The organism is Legionella santicrucis, from assembly GCF_001468135.1.
Taxonomy (GTDB): Bacteria; Pseudomonadota; Gammaproteobacteria; order Legionellales; family Legionellaceae; genus Legionella; species Legionella santicrucis.
The window spans coordinates 1-218 of sequence record NZ_LNYU01000089.1 but is presented as its reverse complement, the minus strand read 5'-3'; the positions used below and the strand labels follow the sequence as shown (position 1 = coordinate 218).

Sequence of the window (218 nt, the reverse complement as noted above, 5' to 3'; positions counted from 1 at the left end):
CCATCATCACTTTAGTGATTTTTTTGATAAACCGGTGGTCCTGTTCAACACTATTATTGAGGTATTTAACTTGTCGGACAGTCACTTGATTCCAGGGTGAGCCAAGAATAAAGAGCAGAGCAAAATAGAGATTGATCGTGTCAATACCCGCTTTGTTAGCTCCACTTTTGTCCATAGTTACCTTTTCAGGCATTCCATTTGAACCAATAGCCTTCTCA

At 39.9% G+C, this 218-nt stretch carries 1 pseudogene; it reads right to left on the bottom strand.

The window, feature by feature from the left end:
• Window positions 1-218 (bottom strand): annotated as a pseudogene (locus tag Lsan_RS17415) (DDE-type integrase/transposase/recombinase); the annotation flags it as partial.